The sequence below is a fragment of the Fodinibius salsisoli genome (genome assembly GCF_026229185.1).
GTDB lineage: Bacteria > Bacteroidota > Rhodothermia > Balneolales > Balneolaceae > Fodinibius > Fodinibius salsisoli.
This window is the reverse complement of the sequence record NZ_JAGGJA010000006.1, coordinates 114568-130727: the sequence shown is the minus strand read 5'-3', so window position 1 is coordinate 130727 and position 16160 is coordinate 114568. Positions and strand designations below refer to the sequence as shown.

The following is a 16160-nucleotide window of genomic DNA, read 5'->3' as shown; positions in this document are numbered from 1 at the left end:
TTGAGAATAGAAGTGTACATGCTGTAATTAGTTTTCACAAGTTTTTTTAATTGCTTGAAATGATTTAGCATGCCTAACCGACTAGCGTATAACTGGACACGTTTCAGTGTTGAATCAGCAATTAACTAAAGAAGAGTATCAAAACCAAGGGTGGAAAAGAATTGGCGAGGTGCGTCCGAGTTAATGCGTAGGTTAGAGCAACCTTTATTCAGGCTTAATATCAGATTCATTTTCATCTTGCCTGGCGTGACGAATAGTCAAAATATCGATTTGATTCTGATTGATTTCATAGATGATCAAATAATTTGTCTGAACCACAAGCTGCCGGACCATTTCATCATTTAGGGCTGGAACCATTTGGCCTGAACGAGGATGTTTTTTCAAATGCTGGACATGCTTTTCAAACTCTTCAACCAACGCCAATGCAGCATCTACATTATCTTTTGAAATATAGTCTACAATTTTATCTATTTTCCATTGAGAAGTAGGAGACCAGACAATACGCATTTATGCTTTCCCCAACCGTTCCTTCAATGAACCTATAACGTCTTCATGCTCGGTACCTTTGCCATCTTCAATCTCTTGACGGGCTTGATTGATTTCCTGAAGCAATTCAATGGTATCGATCATTTGCTCATAATCACCCACATCAAGCAATACAGCAGAACTTTTTCCATGTTGTGTAATAACAAGGGGACGGTGTTCCGTTTTAATTTTTTCAATCATTGAGGCTACATTGGCCCGAAATTCGGACAACGGCTGAATGTCTTTATCAAGTTGGACACGTTTCATAACGCTATAGGTTGTGTTAATAAGTGACTTTTAAATAGTACAAAGAAAAGTACAAACTAACAACGAGCGAAATGCAAATAGGTTGCTCTAACGACATTGCGGATAAGTTGCACGCGCAAGAATGTTGATTTATTAAATAAAGAACGGAGAGCTAAAAAGCCAAAGTGGGCAAGGGCATGCCCGCCGAAGCCTTGGCGTAGGTGGGAGGCACGCTTGGGGTCCCCTTGAATGCTATGACTTTGTCAAGTATTATGCCGCATTTTTTTGCCGATCAAAACGAGACTCATAATCTTTCCGGAAGGCCTGCCCGCTGTTCCAGATAGCACAGATTATTTTAATCATTTTGTTAATTAGATTGTTTCTGACGATCGGCCACGGCTTCCCCTCATCAAGTTTCCGTTGTTTGTAGCGAGCAAACCGCTCGTAATGATGGCTTACCGATCGGGCAACCATGGTCATACAGGATCGCATCTGGCTGTTTCCGTGCCCGGAGGAACGGGTCCGACCTCGTACCGAGGTGCCGGAGCGGTGACCGTGCGGGGCAAACCCAAACCGTGAGGCAATCTTTTTATGATTGAGCTTTTGCTGCCCGTAAAACAATGTAAGCCACAGCCAGGCGGTGACGTTTCCTATGCCGGGGATGCTTAGCAGCAGCTGGTAATATCGATTCAGTCCCTGATGAGTGGTAATAAGTTGGTGGATCTGCTTTTCCAGCTGTTCAATTTGTTGCTTATATAGCTGCAGTTGTTGCTGCCACTGCTCCTCGAGCAACGCAGAGGGCACCTGGGCGTGGGTGGCTTGTTGGCTGCGATTTTGGGTGGCACTGCGTGCACTAATAATCCGCTGACGTTCGGCGTACAGCTGCTGCAGCTGTTTGACAGGCTCTTTCGGCGGAGGCGTAGGGCTAATCTGGTCGCTGTAAACGCCGGTATCTTCAATGCAAATTAACGTATATTGTTGGGAGCAGTTGTGGCCTTTGAGCCACTGGTGCAGGCGCTGGAAGCCTTCGTCTCGATTTGTCCATTGGCTGTATTCCCCGCGGGGACGCAACCAACAGTCGATCGTATCTTTTGACACATCAATGCCCAGAAAATGGTGATAGGACGTGGGGGTTGTAGTATCCATAACAAATGCACATTTTATTCATGGTATGCTGATAATACCAGCATTGTATTACGGAACCTGACGCTATTAAAAGCCTGGGAGTAATCCCGGCTGGAATGCTATTTAGCTTTTGGCAATACCACCGGCGGAAGGGCTGATTTAAGCGTTAGGTTCGAAGCCTGATGCGCGTGTTAGGTTTCTTTGTTTATTCTGATTCTTGACTCCAGTTTACAGGTATCAACTCGGGGTTAGATGAAGCGTTTTGAGTTTTGGCATCAATAAGTTGAAGTAAGATTTTCTCGGCGTCAAGTCCATAGACTCCTTGATTGTAATCGCGCGAAGCACGGTGAACGAAAACAAGATCTAATTTGGGCAAAACAATTATTGACTGACTTCCTGTGCCTGAAGCGAGAAACGTATCATACTTTTCAAGTTCATTTCCTTTTATCCACCATAATAGTCCGTAGTGGACTGGGATTTCCCTACCGATAACATATTTGAATCTGGGCTTGATACTTGTCTCAATCCAACTGGATGGAATAACTTGATTACCTTTCCATCGACCATTTCGCAAATATAAAAGACCAAAACGTGCCAGGTCACGGGCCGACATCCATATATTATAACTGGGATGTTCTGATCGCCATGGCTGTGAAAAATAGTGACCCCATCTGGCTTCATAATCCTGCATGCCTATCGGTTTAGCTATATACTATTTCAATAGCTTTAAAGATTACTTCTCCAGTTTCTTGCTCATATATGCTACCCAATGCATTAAAATCCCAACCGTTGTAATACCATCGTTCTCCCGGTCGTGCACTGCCGGGCACCGGCCCACGACCTTCTGGCGTACGATACACCCCGGAACTTGCTGATAGTAGATGGATGACCTTAGCCTCTTTTTCCGTTTCAGAAAGTGATGGGTTAGCCTGTATTCCAAGTTCGCCAAGTGTCGATGAGGTATCGATTTTGCCATCTTCTACAGCAATGCCATATAACGCATTGAACAAGCTTTTGTAGATAGAAGCGATAAATTCTACTTCGGTATTGTGTCCCCATTCAGTTACAATAGCTCCATTATAAATTAACATTACGGCATCAGAACCCAGCGAATCAGCAAATGCTTTGACTTCCGTAATTTTTTTAGATGACCATCCGGCTTCTTCCGGAGTGGAATATTGCATCCAGCTTGTATCAGGATAAATAGGCGATTGCGTAGCCGGTTGAGCATATAATTCGGCCGAAAGAGAAGCCAATAGGAGGGTTGCAAAAGGGAGTATCGTTCTTTGTCTCATGAGGAAATGAGTTTTCGGATTATTTGATCTGTTCAAATAGGTTGACAGGGGCGCTACTAAAAGCATCAACTACAAATTGCCACTCTCCGTTATTATTTTGTTGAAGGACAGTCACAAATTTGCCTGCGGCCTTAAAGGGTTCACCTTCTTTTGGAAAAGCTTGAAATTTGTAGTACCCAACATCGTATGCGAGATTTCCCGACTGGTTCCGTTTTATAATCTTAAAGGTCATCTTCAACTTGGAACCTCGTTTTTGGGCCTGCTCGAACGTCCCGATAAAACTTTTTAGTACTTCCTCTTTTCCTTTACGGATGCCCTCCTCTGGATCAGGAGTTAAATAATAAGTTTCTTCCGCATAAAGAGGAGCTATCATCGTGGGGTCCAACTCTTCGTATGCTTTGCTGAATTGTTGATATATTTGTTGTATTCCAGTTTCGGGTGACTGTGCCATACTTCCGGTGATGTTCCACAGCACCAAGAGTGTTAGCGTTAGGATTTTCTTTAGCATTGATTTGTCTTTCAGATTATGTTTCTAAAAGAATAGCAAAATCAATGGGTGATAAGAAGATGGGTTCTGTGAAACCGGGGTTTTTATCGGCAGATGGGGGTGTTTATGCGCTGGATACCTTGTGCTAATAACTGTTTTGTAGTAAACGTTCTAAATCAGCTTTATAATTTTCGCTTACCTTTAGTTTTATACCGCTCTTGAGCTTCACGTACAAATCGTCGGTGTTACTGCGGATGGTCTCTACTATTTTTTCTGAGTTGATGATATAGGAGCGATGAATTCGTATAAACGAAGGGGCCAGTTTTTTGGCAAGGCGTTTCATTGTATCACGTTTGAGGTACGGTTTTTGATTCTCACCGAGCATTATTTTCACATAATCCCCATCTGCCTGCAAGTGCGAAATGTCATCGACAACTATAAATCGGGTCCTGTTTTTCATTTTAATTGCCAGACGCTTAGATTGATTGATGGAGAAAGAATTATTTTTTCGATTTTCCAGATTTTTCAACAGTATTTTCAGTTCATTTACATCAATATCATTGAGATTCTTTCTTACACGGTTCAGCGCCTCGTTAAATCGTTCTGTATTTATGGGTTTCAAGAGATAATCTACAGCATTAGCTTCAAATGCTTTTACAGCGTATTGGTCATAGGCCGTAATAACAATCACCTGGAGTTTATGGTTTATCTTTAGGTCAGCTAACACTTCAAATCCATTATAGCCCGGCATCCGAATATCAAGGAAGAGTAAATCCGGTTGAAGATCGTTTACTTTTCGGATAGTCTCTGTGCCATTTGTGCACGTTCCAACGATTGTTACATCATTATGATCAGCAAGGCGCATTCGAATATTTTCTCGGACCAATTGCTCATCATCCGTGATTATAGTTCTAATCATTACTTGAAGAACTTGAGGTTACCGTTTTGTCATCAAAAATAGTATCAGATTTTTCCTCCAAAGTTGGAATCTTGATAGTTACTAAAAACCCTCCGGTTTCAGGATAGCTGAAATCAAAACTATAATGAGATCCATACATTTTTTGTAAGCGCTCTTCAGTATGCTGAAGTCCGGTGCCAAGGGTATGCCTGTTACTTGCCTGTTTGCCAGCGCCATCGTCCAAAATACGGATTTCCAGCATACTATCTTTCATTTTAGCAGAAACTTCCAACAGCATTTTACCTTCTTTAGGTGCCAGACCATGTTTGATAGCATTTTCTACGATTGGTTGGAGCAAAAAGCTGGGTAGTATCAAATCATACGTTTCTTTGTCGATGCTGTACTTTACATCCAGTCGATCGCCAAAACGATATTTCTCAATGGCCAAATAGTGTTTAACAAAATCGAGCTCTTTGGCCAATGTCATTACCTGTTTCGAATTTTCCTCCAGTGTTAACCGTAGATAATTACTTAGTTTTGTGATCATCTCAACAGCTTTTGACGTGCCTTTCTTCATTACCATTGTTTGAATGGCACTGAGTGTATTGAACAGAAAGTGAGGATGAATCTGCGCTTTCAGGGCTGTTAACTTAGCTTCATTAAGTTGAGATTCCATTTGGAGATTATGAATTTCACGCTTTCTGTTTTGGGCGTAATAATTCAGTGAAAAATAAGCGCCAACGATTCCCCAATAAACCAGCAGATCAAGCTGAAGCCAGATATCATCCAACAAATGGATCGTTTGAGCAGACATTGATTTAAATTCAACCGAAATAGAATAGCGGACCAACAACCACCAAGCATGAAATACCATATGAAGAAGGGCAAAGCCAAAGCTACCCAATAAGTGAATAAAAAAACTCTCCAGCCGATTATCCTTTCCGAAATGATACCTTCGGCAAAGGCCAATAACTCCATAAGTAGCTGGAATCCAAATCATCCAAATCGGTAATGCATATTTCAATGCTCTGGTTACGGTAACAGCCCCATCATCAGCCAACACGCTTTTGAAATATATTTGTGCAGCACAGACGAGTCCTAATACAATCCAGACGGTGCTAATAATTGCCAACCACTGAAAGCGATTGTAGCCAAAAAGTGTTTTTGACGATATGGATTTATTGTTACTAATATTTACTTAGCTAAGCATGTTTTAATAGAATAACGACCCACGGTTTAACCAGCGTAATCCTATAGGCAGGTATTAGTTTAAAATGCTAAATTTCTGTTAGCTTACAACTTTTAATATGGCAATCAGCGGTCAGGTCTGTGTTGGAATCGTTGTTATAGATGACTTACATTTTCCTTCTGTTCAAAAGTTACAGCATGATTAAATGGGGCCAACTTCTTGATGCCGTATAGAATGAGTTCTTTATTAATTGCGTATTTGTTATTGTTTAATGAGTCATACTCTTTTTGATATAAGAGTTCATTATATATGGTATAAGCACCGTGCATATAATTAATTCAGGGAAGTAAAATAATCATATCTTGGAAGAATCGAAGAAGGACTGTGAGCGGCCGGGGTGACCTAAGTAGGGGGGGGCTAGCTTGTCTCCCGCCGTGCTGGTATTTGTAATAAGAAAGACGTTTTTGCATATCCGGATAGGTCGGGATAGCACTAATAAAGTGCGGGGTATAACACCAGCTTAATCAAGGGCCGGTAATATATATTTCGGGATCATTTGATTCGGAGGTGTGCTTTTTCCATACAGTTCATAGGAATTATAATTTCCCCCCGTAAAAACGGTAATCATGTTGTAGGCAGGCCATATATTTATTTTTTGGCCTCCATTACCCGATGCCATGTAGGAGGTATATCGTTTTCCATTAATGACAACATATTTGTGTTCCCATAAGTAGCCAAATTCGGGCGTATGTTTGTTAAATGTTTTCTGCACCCAGTTTGCCGGAAGAATTTGGTCGCCCTGCCATTGGCCCTCATTTATATACATTACTGCAAGTTTCACAAGGTTTCGGGGCTGCAGGTACATTTGACTAAAGGTCTGTCGACTTGTGGAGTCAGGGGCAAACCGCCAGTCGTAGTTGGTGATGCCCATAGGGGTAAAGAGATGTTCATTGGCAAAGGCTTCTAACGTTTGACCCGTTGCCAACTCAATAAGCCGCCCCAGGGTTAATGCCGCTCCCGTACAATATGATGATAATTCCCCGGGCTGATGGACGACCGGAAGGTCGAGCGTGTATTTTACCCAGTCGGCATTTTCCATCATCTGTTGTTCATTGCCAGCACTTTCGGGATTGTTGTTTTCGCAATCCAGCCCGTGACGATAAGTTAAGAAGTCCTGAATGGTAATACTTTTTTTCTGCTTGCTCATATGCTCAAAGCTCTCGTATTCGTCCCTAAAATACGGCAAGAGTTGATCCTGCTCGCTCCCGATTGCATCGGCTTCTATTGCCAGGCCTACCAGTGATCCGATGAATGCTTTGGTTGCTGATCGCAGCTGATGCTTTGTATTTTTGTCATATCCATAAAAATATTCTTCCAGGACCAGCCTGTTGTCTTTATAAATTAAAATACTGTGAACATCGGGATATTCACCTTTAATGGTTTCTTTAACCATTTCTTTAAGCAGTACCGGCTTTTTAAAGGCATTGTTGATATTCCCGATTTCAAGGCCATCATTTGTTTCTTCGGGAGTCTGATAGGTATAATCCTCAGGATGATCAAACAACTCTTTACGGGGATACATCACCAATTTTTCAATATCAGTTGTAATTAGCCCAAAGGATTGACCATTAACCGTATAACCGCTGATGTTGCCCTGGTTATCTCTCTGAAAGGCCACGGGGATATTTTGAACATTGGAAAAGGTATCTCTTTCAACATGGGATAGCGGATATTTAGCATTGTTAATAACTGCATAAAGCGTGGTATCCATTGGTGAAGCCATAATTTTTAATGTTGAGCCCGAGACGTATTCATATTTGCCTTCGTATTCCAGTAGCTTTTGATAGGATATAGATGGGACAGGTGAACTTTCGGTCTCTATCAGTACCATCCCGCAATAGGGGCACGTGCCGCTTTCATTGAACGCTTCGTTTGCTTCATGGGCTTGGCAATCACAGGGCGGGCAATAAAATGTTGATGCCTCTTGACCTGCAGCTGAAAAATTAATGAAAAGAAATAATGACAGGATTAAAGCGGTGTTACTCATAGGCAAGTATTTGCAGGTCTGTAGTTGGTGTTTCACTATAAATAGATCTCACTATTAATCTACTCCTACAAAAGAAAATGGTTACAAAGTTTCCTGGTTATTTAAATTGTTGGGTATCAGCCGAAGTTGAATAGTCTTTATATAACACTATTCCTTCAATAATGTAACAAAATGCTTACAGAGCCGTCTACTCATTTGATATATCAACAGTAACATAATCAAAGTCCCGGATGAGTATACTTAAAGGAAGGATCACGTATATGATAAAAACTTTCACTGTGATTAGCCTTATAACTGTCATGGCTTTAAGCGGATGCCAATCGCTGTCTCATCATGATATTCCGCCGGTTTCCCGGCAGCGGGCAGAAAAACTTGACCAAGCGTTTTCTGAATTACTCGCTGAACATAATCTGGTTACAGCCGGGGTAGCCGTGGTAAAAAATGGGGAAGTCGTCTGGGAGGGGTATTATGGGGATGAAAGACCGGGAAAACCGGCAACAGAAACAACGCAGTTTGACGTAGCTTCCATTACCAAAACCGTATCAACGGAAACAATTTTACGTCTTGTAGATAATGGACAACTGTCACTCGACGAGTCAATGTCGGAATATTGGGTTGACCCGGATATTACAGATGATCCCCGTCATGAGTTATTAACCCCGCGTATGGCTCTTACCCATACAACAGGATTCAGAAATTGGCGCTTTTTTTCAAAAGATAATACGCTTCGTTTTGTAAATGATCCGGGTACTACCTATGGCTATTCCGGAGAAGGCTTCGAATATGTAGCCCGGTATGCCGAGCAGAAATTAAATACCGATTTCGACAAACTGGTGCAAGAGAATGTGTTCGATCCTATAGGTATGGTCGGGGTCTCCTTTAGTGTGCAAAAAGAGAATTTTAGTAATATTGCGCGGCCGGTGGATAGAGATGGGGCTTTTTATGGATATTATTGCCGGCCAAGTGGTTGGTGCCGTGAAGAAGGAGAGTATTCAGCCGCTGATGACATGGTAATTACTGTGAAGGACTATGCGAATTTTATGATTTCAATCATGAATGGGAAGGGATATAAAAACAGTATGCAAACTGAGCGAAATACATTACATTCTAAAACAGAATGGGTTGATTGTGATTTGGCTTCTCCCGGTCAATGTCCACAGGCTCAGGGGTACGGACTTGGATGGCGTATACTAGATTTTAGCGACAATAAGTTAGTTTGGCATGGCGGCAGTGATTGGTCGGAGGTAGCATTGGCCTATTTTTATCCAGAGTCGCATGATGGACTCCTCATCTTCTTCAACGCGCCCCATAGTCGTGGGATATCAGCAATGCCAAAAGCTATTGAACTTATAGATCCGGATTCTCCGTTGACTGTTCATTATCAGATGCGGAATCAACGATAACATAAAGGTCCAGTGTTTTTGGCGACGCCGTTCCCTTTTTTAATTAATCATCAGAAATTATTACACATGCGACTATTTGCAAATATTCAATTCCTGCTCCTTGGTCTGCTGTTTACATCCTGTTCGATGTCAAATCTTGTTGAGCTTTCCCAAAAAGTTGAGCGGACGAAGAAACTAAATCAAATCCTGATTCATGATCTGTTCGTTAGCTATGAGCTGACCGAAAAGCATTGGAATTTAAAGGCCTTGCTCAATTACGCCCCGCAGATTTATCAAGGGCAGGCAGAGCGTATTGAAGTTACTTCCCACATCGCCGGCCAGGATGAATTGGTAGCTTATCGGTTTGATGAGACCGGAAGCTTAAGCCAGATTATGTACCAGGTAGATCGCGGAGGCGGAGAGTTGTCTCGGTATTATTATGATTTTTATTACGAGTATGGGCAGTTGTCGCATGTAAATATAGCCGGTGAGAAGAAAATTGAATTTAGTTACGATCAGGAAAACCGGCTTAAAACCATTACGAGGGATAAAAATGGAACACTTTTTGAGTATAACTTTGAATATTTGGCGGATCAAAACAGGGCCGATATAAAACTCTTTGTGATTAAAAACGGCAATCGCAAAGCAAGTACAAGAGCATATTTTGTGGAGTGGAATGAAGCTCTCAAGCTCCGGGCTTTTTATCTGGATGTGTACCAAACCCACCAAATTTTTTATTCTGAACGGGGAACGCCGACAAGCTTCCAATTTGATGCCACAAAAGCCACGGACGTGGATTTAAGCTGGAAATACCGCTACGATGAACATGGAAACTGGATTGAAAAGACTTATCGGGATAACTGGTATAAGCGAAATATCTTTTACCGGGATTGACCACTAAATGGAACTGGATAACGACTGAGATTTCGAAAAGGTAGTACCCCGGCTATCTTTTCAAATGTATGATGACTGAGGTTATCCTCTTAATGGATTTAAGGTTTAACCATCGTTTTAGAGTACATATGAAAAAGGAAAGTATAAACCTACTTTTTCAGAGGAGAAGTATGTTTAGAAGTAGCTATATAAACAAGCACATCAAAATGATCTTTGATTGCTATTTCATAGAACTGTGTTACTTCCTGCGGGCGGGATCCAATTGAACGAAATCCGGCTCTCTGGTTTAATAACGGGATACTTTCTACCAGCCTTAGATCCAGGATGAAGTTGTTATATCGGCTTTTTGAAAAGAAGTACTCATACGTACCCACATAGGGGAGGTGAACCTCGTAAAATGGTTTTGGGCCATATGCGGAGTACGTCCCCGTTTTGTAGGTAAAACCGAAACTCACATAATCTTTCCCATACCAGCGGTTAAGGAAAGCACCAGCTTTACTTCCGGATTCGGTAATGTGGGTGTTATCTGCTGAAATAATTATCCTGCTCGTATCCGGTGAGTTTTCAACAATCCACTGAATATTTTCAGCCATATATTCGTCCCGGCTTTTTGCATGTTCTAAGCCGAAATGAAAGGCCAGGCTTTGAACAAATATATCCATATAATGACGGATAGTTTGCACCTTGGCAATGGAGAGGCTTCCGTAACTTTTCGTCTTTAAATAGTGCACCACTTCATCGGATTTCTTAAGAAGGGAGGCTTCCGGTTGCCCGGCATTGAGTGACTTTTCATAGAGGGTGCTTATTATTTCTAATTTGGATAATAAGACCGAGTCATTAGAAGTCGCAAAATTTTTAACTGCTCCCAAGGCCGACCATCCATTTTGCATGTCATAGCCCCGAAACTCAATTTTGTTTTCGTGCTGACTGTTATATTTCTTTATCCACTGAATGATATCGATCACCTCTTGTGTCTGCCAGCTCGGGTAAGTGAGTTTGAGAAGAACCTGGTCGATGTTACCCCGCCCATATTTTACATAATCGTTAATATATTCGGCTTCAACGGCAGGCATTTCTAATGCAAATACCGAAAATCCTTCCTGTTCAACGAGGTGTTTGATTATGCGAAGCTTGAGCTCGTAAATTGAAGATGACCCGTGTGAGTTTTCTCCCAATGCTACCAGTCGGGCGTTTCCTACTACTTCAGAAAGCCCCTTTAAACCATGCGCTTCACTTCCCGGGGGGGGGCATTTCAAAAGGAATAGCCTGTTTATTCAGCTGGGCTATCTCATCTCTGGTGGGTTCGCTGAAGTCAGGGGCATCATCTCCAAAAACTTTTTCACTGATCTTCACTTGAACTGCATCAAACCAAAAGCTTCCACTTCCTTTGGCTACCAGGGCGAATAGTATATCATTCGGGCCATTACTCTCTTTCACTGAGGTTCTAAGTGAGGTGGGCTGCCAACTATTTTTAACTAATTGCTGATCAGCAGAGGCAAGTACATTTCCTTCTGCGGGATTAAATATCATCAGCTGTACCTGAAGAGAATCTGCATCTTGTGCTTTGATATAACCACTGACCGAAACCGCTTTTCCGGCGACCAACTCACCGGGAATGTTTAAAATGGTGTAAGTCTCGGAATTTGTCAGGGACATAAACAGGCTCTTGTTGCCTGTCTTGCTTATTTCATTAACCAGGTATCCAGTATATTCTTCACCCTCTCCCTCAATGGCCCATTTCCGTGGCTGTGATTTATTGACTCCATATTCAAAATCCGTATTCCAAAAAAATTGAGCTTCTGCGGATTCGAGACCTCCCCAAAAGAGGATGATAAAAAATAGTACTGCTGTGTATAATTTCTGAGATCTTATACGCATATCTGCTGGTTAAATTATGTTTCGATCCCAACGTAGTAATGCTATTGGTTTAAAAATAGAATGATCTTAGCCCCCATCAGTTCTATAAGTTCTGAAACTGTTTTGGTAAAAAGCCTATCTGACTTTTAAATGTTCGGGTAAAGTGACTTTGATCAGCAAACCCGCATGCATAAGCGATTTGGGTAAGAGATTGATTCGATTCCCTGATCATGGTTAGCGAACGGTCGATTTTGATTCTCCTCATATATTCCCCAAAGGTTGACGAAAAATACTTTCTGAAATTGCTGGAAATAGTCACCGGGTGAATTCCAACTTTATCCGACAGCTCCTGAAGAGTTAGCTTCCGGTTCCAATTCTCATTCAGGAATTTTCTTAGTACAGGTACCCAGTTCGGGCAAGCGCGTCTGTTTGTTGAGGGGGTGTCATTGACCAAATCAAGGAAAAGCATTTCTACCGACTCCGGAGTAAAAGAATCGTTCAGGAGGGCTTCTTTTAAGATCTTAAGAAAAATAAACTTGCTAAAGGGATTTTCTTCAATCGCTACCTCAATCTTATTTTCCGGTAGTTCATATTTTTCCAGAAAATCCTCATCTATTTCGATGCCGAAATGTTTGGAAGGAAATACCTGATAGATGTTTTGGTGGGGCTCGAAAGCGTGATAAAAGTCAATGCTCCCGCAGTTTCGCTGGAGTTGTTTATTTTTTCTGTTTTCAATATTCCCTCCTTCCAGCACAAAGCTAATCATAGGGTTTTTATGGGCATGCCACTGGCCTGTTTCTACCCAATTGGGGTATTCCGTTATACCAATCAATAAACCCTGGAGATGATAGGTTGTGAATACCGGGGCAAGAGATTGTCCTTTTTCTAAGATATGCTCTTCAAAATCTAACACAGGTATTTCCCAAGGGGTTATTATAATGTGAGATTGCTATACGAACAGCACTCGAATTAGTTAAGCAAAAAATAAAGCCCTATAACGACCTTGCGGACACGCCTCGCCTGGGCCTGCCAACTTCTGGCTTTTTAGCTCTTCGTTAATTATTTAACTAATCAACATTCTTGCGCGTGCAGCTTATGTACAGCCTACGTAGCCGTGCTACTTCGGCGTAGTAGTCCGCAAGGTCGTTATAGGGCTTTGATTGGGATGATAGGATTTTAGGTTTAGAAAAGGCAAGTATTCCATAGTTTGATAATGGCTTCAATGATAATAAATATAGTATGTCAATAAGATGGCTGACATGTTGTAAATTCCATGGGCTATGATCGATGCCGTTAATCGCTTGGTATATAAGAATAACGCTGTATAAGCAGTGGTTGGTATTAAAATATCAAACCAGCCTAGAGCATCGGCCGGTAAATGTCCGATAGCAAAAAATGCAATTGATATGACAGCAGCAGTCCAAAGTCCTGTTTTTGGATTGTTAAATATGTCTTTTAAGACATTGATGAAGTAGCCTCTGTTAAAAATCTCTTCTGTAATGCCGCCTCCAATTACTCCTAAAGCTATAAAAGAAAGTGTGCCTAATAGTGTTCCATCGAACATCGAGACCATCTGGGCAATATCAGTCCTTTGCGCTCCTCCCGTATTCGGGATTATTAATCCGAATTGCAGAGCTGTCCAAGCCAATCCAGTTAGCAATCCCAGCAGACTATCTGTTTGCCAGTTTTTTCCAGACCAGCCGATGTACTGGAAATCTTTGTGCAATAATCTGAGTGAAAAATAAATTAACGAACAAACAGCGGTAAGCTGGAAGAGGGCAATGATCAATAAATTTATCCCTGTAAGACCACCGTTAACTTTTGTAATACCGAAGAATAAGTTTGGGAGAGCAAATAAAATAAATCCTGCAACAATCGTGCATATAAAAACCACAAGTGTTTTTTTTCTGCTAACTGTTCTATGGGCTGTCTTCATCCGTTTGCAAATGATTAATGTTTAACTAGAAGCCGTTACGGAATAATATTTTGAGTTGTTACAAATATATGCGGAAAAAATTGTTATGAGTCGATGTGTCTGAATGAGTGAAGCCCTATAACGGTCTGGCGCTTAACCGGCAGGCGCCAAAGTCTTGAACTATTTACAAGTGAAAGGTTAACTATAAAACCTTAAGCTAGCAAGGGATTGCGAGGCCTGTCCGCCGTTGACGCGCTTGTTATATGCACGCAGGGATTTATGGCGTAGTTCGTGTGTGGCCTTCTTCGGAGATCCAATCCTCAACTAAATTGTAGAATTCTTCTAAGGTTTTTGGCAGATCTGAGACAGATACTTCTTTTGATGCCTGCAATTTCTTCTTCTCTGGAATTGAGGTGCGACGCTGAGAACGTTCTTTCAAATTAACTGACACTTCAACTTTTCCTGAATTCTCTATCGGCCAGACTCCTAGACCATACATATCGCCAGAATCATCGACAATAGTCACAGCACGAACTTCATAATCTTTATATCTGGTAGAAATATGAAGGCCATGCCGACTAGCCCATTCATTAAGTATAGGATCAATATCTGAGTATGAAATTCTATTCATGAATTAAGTGCATATAACGACATTGCGCATAACCGGCGTGCGGAACAACGTTTATTATTTAAAAATGTACTACAGTAATTGATGAATTAAAACTTGACAGCCAATGGCGAGGCACGTCCGAGTTGACGCGCTTGTTATACTTAATTACTCTTGGTATCTGTAACAAATTTCAAGCGTCCATCTTCAGTTAATCTCTGTACATCGGCACCATCAGAATCAATTATCCAAAGATCAAAATTACTATCCTCATCAAACTTTTGTACTAAATACTGATTATCAGAAACAATTTGAATCCAGCTGCTGACAAAAGGAAGTAGGTTTTCATTAATTTTTTGAACTTTTTGGGTTGGCCATTCGAGTTTGTATCCATCAGTTATAAAATGGCCTTTTTCATTTTCAAATCGGTTAGATAGTAACAAGTATTTTCCATCTAAAGACCAATTTTCAAATCTAAGATCTTCATTATCCAATTCGAGGGTTGATACTTCAAGTGTTTCTATATCAATAATTACATTTTTACTTCCCTTTGGAAATAGTCCGTCTAAAATAGAATAAGAATAGGCCAAATATTTTCCATTAGGTGACCACTTAAAATTGGAAGATGAGCCAGGAATTTTGTCGATGTAGTGTAATTTATCTGTGTTTAAATTGTAGACAACCAAAAAAGATCTTGGGGTTGAGTAAATAAATGCCAAGTAATTTTTTTCATTGTTATATATCGGCTCTTCGACACTAAAATTTTCAGAATTAAAAATCTGAATTCCAAGTTTTTTTAGTTTGCTATATAACGAATCCTGACGTGATTCTTCCTGCACTCTTCGCATAGCATCATCAAGAGCTAAATTAAGTTTATCCACAGAATTTCCTTCTGACACAGTGAATAATTTAGAAGGACAATTTTCTGCTAATCCACCTTCGCAAGGTCGCTTTGAGTCGAATATTATTGATCCGTTTCTGAAAAAAGATGGGTTACTATCTTTACTCCGATCCGATGTTAATCGTTGTATTTTTCCCTTGGAAAGGTCAAGAAGCATTATCTCCTGCATATCACTTTGAGTAGCATTCTTCTGTTTTAAATCAGGAGAAGCTTCAAAAAGAATTTCGCCATTTTTTAAAAAAACTTGCTCGGCCTCTTGAGCCTGAATAGCAAAGTGAAAAAAAGAAAAAAGGATTAAAAGAAATAAACGTCGCATGTGGTTTTTGATGAAAAATTAATTAAGTATAACGGACGGCGCATAACCTGCGCCGGGATTATTGACGGTTTATAAATGATAAAATTTGAACCGCAAAAGCAAAAACCGGAAACAATGGGCGAGCGGCGTCCGCGTTAATGCGCGGGTTAGTTTGGGGCAAAAAATGTGGAGCCAGCAAAATTGTGATAAAAACGACGGAAGAAACTCGGACGCAGAATTGAATTAGCCCCGACCGGCCAAGACAAAATGTGAACTAGGATTTTCGGAAAAGCAGATACATTCTGAACCAGACGAAAGTTGTTGTAAAAGCGACCGAGAAGCGGCTTAATAACGGATGTTTTTAAGCCGCAACTGTATTTTTTGACAAACCGTGAAGGCCGGCGGGCAAACTAACATATAATTGAGCGGAATCCCGCTTCAGCACAACTTCCATATAATATCGGGGTTTGTCCAGTTATTTATCATGAGAGCACATT

The 16160-nt window shown here is 41.1% G+C and carries 17 protein-coding genes; 2 read left to right on the top strand and 15 right to left on the bottom strand.

The genetic code is table 11. The features are described from left to right. Positions 1-204: 204 nt before the first annotated feature. The 9 genes from J6I44_RS10370 to J6I44_RS10330 form a co-directional block, all read right to left on the bottom strand. Complete coding sequence (locus J6I44_RS10370) at positions 205-507, bottom strand: type II toxin-antitoxin system RelE/ParE family toxin (protein ID WP_265766029.1); 303 nt, start codon at positions 505-507, stop codon at positions 205-207. Next, positions 508-792: a type II toxin-antitoxin system Phd/YefM family antitoxin gene (locus J6I44_RS10365; protein WP_265766028.1), complete on the bottom strand. Its 285-nt coding sequence runs from the start codon at positions 790-792 to the stop codon at positions 508-510. It lies immediately after the preceding gene. 249 nt (positions 793-1041) lie between these two features. Then, on the bottom strand, positions 1042-1917 hold the full coding sequence (locus tag J6I44_RS10360) for a transposase (RefSeq protein ID WP_265766027.1): 876 nt from the start codon (positions 1915-1917) through the stop codon (positions 1042-1044). 184 nt (positions 1918-2101) lie between these two features. Further along, positions 2102-2587 (bottom strand): serine hydrolase domain-containing protein, encoded by a 486-nt coding sequence (locus tag J6I44_RS10355; protein ID WP_265766026.1) that lies wholly within the window; start codon positions 2585-2587, stop codon positions 2102-2104. A 10-nt stretch (positions 2588-2597) separates the two neighbouring features. Further along, positions 2598-3191, bottom strand: a complete 594-nt coding sequence (locus J6I44_RS10350) for a serine hydrolase domain-containing protein (protein ID WP_265766024.1) — start codon at positions 3189-3191, stop codon at positions 2598-2600. Between the two features lie 19 nt (positions 3192-3210). Next, on the bottom strand, positions 3211-3699 hold the full coding sequence (locus tag J6I44_RS10345) for a YybH family protein (protein WP_265766023.1): 489 nt from the start codon (positions 3697-3699) through the stop codon (positions 3211-3213). 124 nt (positions 3700-3823) lie between these two features. After that, positions 3824-4597, bottom strand: coding sequence for a LytR/AlgR family response regulator transcription factor (locus J6I44_RS10340; RefSeq protein ID WP_265766021.1), 774 nt, complete (start codon positions 4595-4597; stop codon positions 3824-3826). Next, positions 4590-5708 (bottom strand): sensor histidine kinase, encoded by a 1119-nt coding sequence (locus J6I44_RS10335; RefSeq protein WP_265766020.1) that lies wholly within the window; start codon positions 5706-5708, stop codon positions 4590-4592. Before J6I44_RS10335 ends, J6I44_RS10340 begins: the two co-directional genes overlap by 8 nt. Before the next feature lie 577 nt (positions 5709-6285). Further along, positions 6286-7812, bottom strand: a complete 1527-nt coding sequence (locus J6I44_RS10330; RefSeq protein WP_265766019.1) for a serine hydrolase domain-containing protein — start codon at positions 7810-7812, stop codon at positions 6286-6288. A 299-nt stretch (positions 7813-8111) separates the two neighbouring features. Between J6I44_RS10330 and J6I44_RS10325 the strand changes: the two genes are divergently transcribed. Continuing rightward, a complete protein-coding gene (locus J6I44_RS10325; protein WP_265766018.1) occupies positions 8112-9215 on the top strand; it encodes a serine hydrolase domain-containing protein in 1104 nt (367 codons plus the stop codon). A gap of 66 nt (positions 9216-9281) precedes the next feature. Then, positions 9282-10088 carry a hypothetical protein gene (locus tag J6I44_RS10320; RefSeq protein WP_265766017.1) on the top strand — a complete coding sequence of 269 codons (807 nt, stop codon included), beginning with the start codon at positions 9282-9284 and terminating at the stop codon, positions 10086-10088. A 149-nt stretch (positions 10089-10237) separates the two neighbouring features. On the opposite strand, the gene J6I44_RS10315 is transcribed toward J6I44_RS10320, so the two are convergent. From J6I44_RS10315 to J6I44_RS10290, 6 genes are all read right to left on the bottom strand, one after another. Beyond that, complete coding sequence (locus tag J6I44_RS10315; RefSeq protein WP_265766016.1) at positions 10238-11344, bottom strand: erythromycin esterase family protein; 1107 nt, start codon at positions 11342-11344, stop codon at positions 10238-10240. Then, entirely contained in the window at positions 11319-11966 is a 648-nt protein-coding gene (locus tag J6I44_RS10310; RefSeq protein WP_265766015.1) for a hypothetical protein, read from the bottom strand. The genes J6I44_RS10315 and J6I44_RS10310 overlap by 26 nt, the downstream gene beginning before the upstream one ends. 82 nt (positions 11967-12048) lie before the next feature. Beyond that, positions 12049-12858 (bottom strand): helix-turn-helix transcriptional regulator, encoded by an 810-nt coding sequence (locus J6I44_RS20860; protein ID WP_265766014.1) that lies wholly within the window; start codon positions 12856-12858, stop codon positions 12049-12051. Positions 12859-13164: 306 nt separating this feature from the next. Further along, positions 13165-13881 carry a CPBP family intramembrane glutamic endopeptidase gene (locus J6I44_RS10300; protein ID WP_265766013.1) on the bottom strand — a complete coding sequence of 239 codons (717 nt, stop codon included), beginning with the start codon at positions 13879-13881 and terminating at the stop codon, positions 13165-13167. 256 nt (positions 13882-14137) lie between these two features. Beyond that, positions 14138-14491 carry a hypothetical protein gene (locus J6I44_RS10295; RefSeq protein ID WP_265766012.1) on the bottom strand — a complete coding sequence of 118 codons (354 nt, stop codon included), beginning with the start codon at positions 14489-14491 and terminating at the stop codon, positions 14138-14140. Between the two features lie 140 nt (positions 14492-14631). Beyond that, positions 14632-15684, bottom strand: coding sequence for a TolB family protein (locus tag J6I44_RS10290; protein WP_265766011.1), 1053 nt, complete (start codon positions 15682-15684; stop codon positions 14632-14634). Positions 15685-16160 lie beyond the last annotated feature (476 nt).

What these genes read in the sequence shown, in the direction of transcription:
- J6I44_RS10370 (WP_265766029.1), bottom strand. Translation starts at nt 507, where the DNA reads ATGCGTATTGTCTGGTCTCCTACTTCTCAATGGAAAATAGATAAAATT.
- J6I44_RS10365 (WP_265766028.1), bottom strand. Translation starts at nt 792, where the DNA reads ATGAAACGTGTCCAACTTGATAAAGACATTCAGCCGTTGTCCGAATTT.
- J6I44_RS10360 (WP_265766027.1), bottom strand. Translation starts at nt 1,917, where the DNA reads ATGGATACTACAACCCCCACGTCCTATCACCATTTTCTGGGCATTGAT.
- J6I44_RS10355 (WP_265766026.1), bottom strand. Translation starts at nt 2,587, where the DNA reads ATGCAGGATTATGAAGCCAGATGGGGTCACTATTTTTCACAGCCATGG.
- J6I44_RS10350 (WP_265766024.1), bottom strand. Translation starts at nt 3,191, where the DNA reads ATGAGACAAAGAACGATACTCCCTTTTGCAACCCTCCTATTGGCTTCT.
- J6I44_RS10345 (WP_265766023.1), bottom strand. Translation starts at nt 3,699, where the DNA reads ATGCTAAAGAAAATCCTAACGCTAACACTCTTGGTGCTGTGGAACATC.
- J6I44_RS10340 (WP_265766021.1), bottom strand. Translation starts at nt 4,597, where the DNA reads ATGATTAGAACTATAATCACGGATGATGAGCAATTGGTCCGAGAAAAT.
- J6I44_RS10330 (WP_265766019.1), bottom strand. Translation starts at nt 7,812, where the DNA reads ATGAGTAACACCGCTTTAATCCTGTCATTATTTCTTTTCATTAATTTT.
- J6I44_RS10325 (WP_265766018.1), top strand. Translation starts at nt 8,112, where the DNA reads ATGGCTTTAAGCGGATGCCAATCGCTGTCTCATCATGATATTCCGCCG.
- J6I44_RS10320 (WP_265766017.1), top strand. Translation starts at nt 9,282, where the DNA reads ATGCGACTATTTGCAAATATTCAATTCCTGCTCCTTGGTCTGCTGTTT.
- J6I44_RS10310 (WP_265766015.1), bottom strand. Translation starts at nt 11,966, where the DNA reads ATGCGTATAAGATCTCAGAAATTATACACAGCAGTACTATTTTTTATC.
- J6I44_RS10300 (WP_265766013.1), bottom strand. Translation starts at nt 13,881, where the DNA reads ATGAAGACAGCCCATAGAACAGTTAGCAGAAAAAAAACACTTGTGGTT.
- J6I44_RS10295 (WP_265766012.1), bottom strand. Translation starts at nt 14,491, where the DNA reads ATGAATAGAATTTCATACTCAGATATTGATCCTATACTTAATGAATGG.
- J6I44_RS10290 (WP_265766011.1), bottom strand. Translation starts at nt 15,684, where the DNA reads ATGCGACGTTTATTTCTTTTAATCCTTTTTTCTTTTTTTCACTTTGCT.